At 54.0% G+C, this 2887-nt stretch carries 4 protein-coding genes; 1 reads left to right on the top strand and 3 read right to left on the bottom strand.

Translation table 11 applies throughout. From position 1 onward, the window contains the following. Positions 1–240 (top strand): hypothetical protein (locus tag AC13CY_RS00645; RefSeq protein ID WP_483052180.1); only part of this gene is annotated, 240 nt, incomplete at its 5' end. A 301-nt stretch (positions 241–541) separates the two neighbouring features. Here AC13CY_RS00645 and AC13CY_RS00640 read toward each other — a convergent pair. The 3 genes from AC13CY_RS00640 to AC13CY_RS00630 form a co-directional block, all read right to left on the bottom strand. After that, on the bottom strand, positions 542–1009 hold the full coding sequence (locus AC13CY_RS00640) for an S-ribosylhomocysteine lyase (RefSeq protein ID WP_054641158.1): 468 nt from the start codon (positions 1007–1009) through the stop codon (positions 542–544). A 53-nt stretch (positions 1010–1062) separates the two neighbouring features. Further along, a complete protein-coding gene (locus tag AC13CY_RS00635; RefSeq protein WP_062360950.1) occupies positions 1063–1410 on the bottom strand; it encodes a putative quinol monooxygenase in 348 nt (115 codons plus the stop codon). Between the two features lie 63 nt (positions 1411–1473). Beyond that, complete coding sequence (locus AC13CY_RS00630; RefSeq protein WP_289094665.1) at positions 1474–2151, bottom strand: haloacid dehalogenase type II; 678 nt, start codon at positions 2149–2151, stop codon at positions 1474–1476. Positions 2152–2887 lie beyond the last annotated feature (736 nt).

Here is a 2887-nt window from a genome sequence, read left to right as displayed (position 1 = left end):
GTGGCTGGTGAGGGTGCGGCGACTGGCGCGGAACTTTATGTTGGGCATGGCACTGTCTGGGTGAATGGCGATAATGGCTATATTGCCATGCAGGTCAGTGGGTTAGAAGTGCTTCCGGGGGCCGGTCTCACGGATTCAGGTCTTATTCAATCGCACCTAGCTGTTTATCCTACTACTTGCCTTATCCGAAAATTTTTATTTTTATACAAAACAAACACACCGCCAATCCAAACCTGCTAAAAATTTGCCAGATATATCGCCAAATGGCTGCTTGAATCCCTTTCGACTTGTGCATTTTTAATTAAGTTAAATTTGCAAATCGCCCTCTTAAAGCTAGCTATACTTTGGAGTCTACCGTATTAATAACCATTTTAATTATTAGAAAATTCAGAAAATTATAAATTCACGCACTAGATAGCATGGGAAGCATACACCGTACTGCCATACGATTGGCGTAGTTTTAAAAGCCCCATACCAAAACGCCCCCAAGGCGGGGGCGTTTGGCGTACTGCATTTGCTCACTATGTTTCATCACAGACGCTTACGCAAACACTTCCGTCCACTCACTGCGCTTGGCCAACAGGCCTTTGGCGAGTTCCTGAGCGCCTTCCAGGCTGTGGCTGGCGGCCCAGCCGCACTGCATTTCGTTGCAGGCGGGTACTTCGGTGGCGGTTAGTACGTCGTTGAGGGTCTTCTCGATGATCGATAGTACATCGTCGTAATCATCGTGGTTAATCAGCGCGATATAGAAGCCGGTCTGGCAGCCCATCGGGCTGATATCGACGACTTTATCGGTATGATTGCGCGACATTTCCGCCATCAAGTGCTCCAGGGAGTGCAGCGCGGGCATCTCCATGTGCTCTTTGTTGGGCTGGCAGATCCGCAGGTCATACTTGTGGATACGGTCGCCGTTCTGGCCCTCTTTAATATCGGCCAAACGTACGTAGGGCGCTTTTACCTTGGTGTGGTCCAGGTTAAAGCTTTCAACGTTCATCTTCTTTTCGGTCATGGTGGCTCCGTCGTCGCTCTCTTTCGTTCGCCTATTCTACACGCTGAAGGCGGTTACACCTTGGGAGCGTCGAAATTCCACGGTTCATCGGTATAAACGCATACGTTGGCGTCTTCGATATCGCCCTCGGGCGACTCAACGTGCTTGGCGAAGAAGTCTTGAATCTCTTTACGCTGGCAGTGGGCTTCAAACTCTTCGCGGCTGGCCCAAATTTCATGGAACACAATCGGGTAGCTAGTGCCTTGGGCAAACGGGTTATCGATCTGGCGAGTCACCGTGTAGTGCAAGCAGGCATCTTCGCGGTGCGTATTGGGTTCTAACGTCTGCAGCGCTTTAAATACGGCTTCCTCTTTACCGGCCTTGGGTTTGAAGCTAGCGATGCAGTAGATTTTTTTCGACATATTGTGTTCCATGTAAGGAGGGTTCTGCCCACCATTATGGGGCCGATAGCGGTAGATACCAACCTATCGCATCATCCGTTCCGCCAGCGTTTCTAATTCAGGTACCGTCATATCCGGCTCAATGCCCCAGGGGTCGAAGGGAGCGTCCGAATGGCGGCGTACCCAGGCGCTACGCAGGCCCGCGTGGGCCGCACCAATCACATCAAAGGGGTTGCTGGAGATCAGCCAAGTATGTTCTGGCCGCGTTTCTAGCTGCGTGCGTAGGTAGGCGTAAACGGCAGGGTCAGGCTTGAAGCGTTTAACCTCATCGACACTGATCACGACATCCATATGACTCCTCACACCTGCGCGAGTCAGCAGTTGGCTAACAGCTTCTTCCGTGCCGTTGGAAAAGGCCACGCAGCGGATGCCCGCATCGCGCAGTTGGTCCAGCGCAGGCACCACATCTGGGAACGCAGGCAGCTCCGCATAAACGGCCATTAAGTGGTCGTGGTCATTATCGGAAAGGCCGGTTTGTAGCGCTCGATCGGTGAATACCAGCGCTTCACGCGTGCACTCGGTAAAGGACACATAAGCCCCCATCAGGCCATGGCGGAAGCTGTACTCCAGCTGCTTTTCCCGCCAGCGTTTGGCAAACTCACCTGCCTTGCTGGCATCGCTCAGGCGGCGTTCCAGTTCCATCGTAACCCCTTGGGTATCAATGAGCGTGCCGTATACGTCAAAGGCCAGTACCGGTTGCATTGTGTACGTCTCCTTAACGATCCATTGTCTATTCACTGTATTCAGCATAGACGCCGCGATCAAAATCGAGTAGGAAGGGGAGTCACCTCCCCCGTCCTCTCACACCACCGGGCAAACGGATCCGTACCACGGCGGTTCCTGTCCCCCATTATCGGGCTGAGCTTCGTTCCGCTGAATTCGCTCGCCTGTGTGCTCTGAGCGCTTCGACAGTCTTTGGGCTTCCGGCCCGCCATACAGTTATCGAGAGCCCTCCGGGGAGGCTTCTGCTCGTACACATCAGAGAGTGGTCAACTATCCACTCGTGACAGGTTCAGCCCTTCAGCTCTTGGTTAGAGAGCCTAATATGGCCTCTGCTGACTCCTGTTCGCCCATCCCGACACCTCACGGTGTCGGTAGCCAGTGGCAGGCGAACAGGCCTCCCAGGGTAAGACGCGCGACCTTCCTCCCATCTACCCGCCGCATCTACTTCCACATCTTCTGGATAGCTATTGGGCTTCGAGTTTCATGGCCCTCTCGCCCAGATGTGGCTGCCTCATATGCGGTTCCTGTTCGTCGGGCCAGGAGTTTGCCTACAGCTTCCTTCAGATTCCGCCTCACGACGAACACCCTTGCTGTTCAGCTAACGGTTCCCGCTATCAGGGTCCGTAGGGGACTTTCACCCCCAAGTCATCCGGCCAACCACCACGGCGGACCGGATAGCGCCTAATTGGCGCTGCGCGCCATGCCTGGCGCACCA

Source organism: Vreelandella sp. L-15, assembly GCF_056857635.1.
This window is presented reverse-complemented; position numbering and strand designations above follow the sequence as displayed.

Excerpts from the sequence above, each read along its gene's own strand:
- AC13CY_RS00640 (WP_054641158.1), bottom strand. The coding sequence starts at position 1,009 with ATGACCGAAAAGAAGATGAACGTTGAAAGCTTTAACCTGGACCACACC.
- AC13CY_RS00630 (WP_289094665.1), bottom strand. The coding sequence starts at position 2,151 with ATGCAACCGGTACTGGCCTTTGACGTATACGGCACGCTCATTGATACC.
- AC13CY_RS00635 (WP_062360950.1), bottom strand. The coding sequence starts at position 1,410 with ATGTCGAAAAAAATCTACTGCATCGCTAGCTTCAAACCCAAGGCCGGT.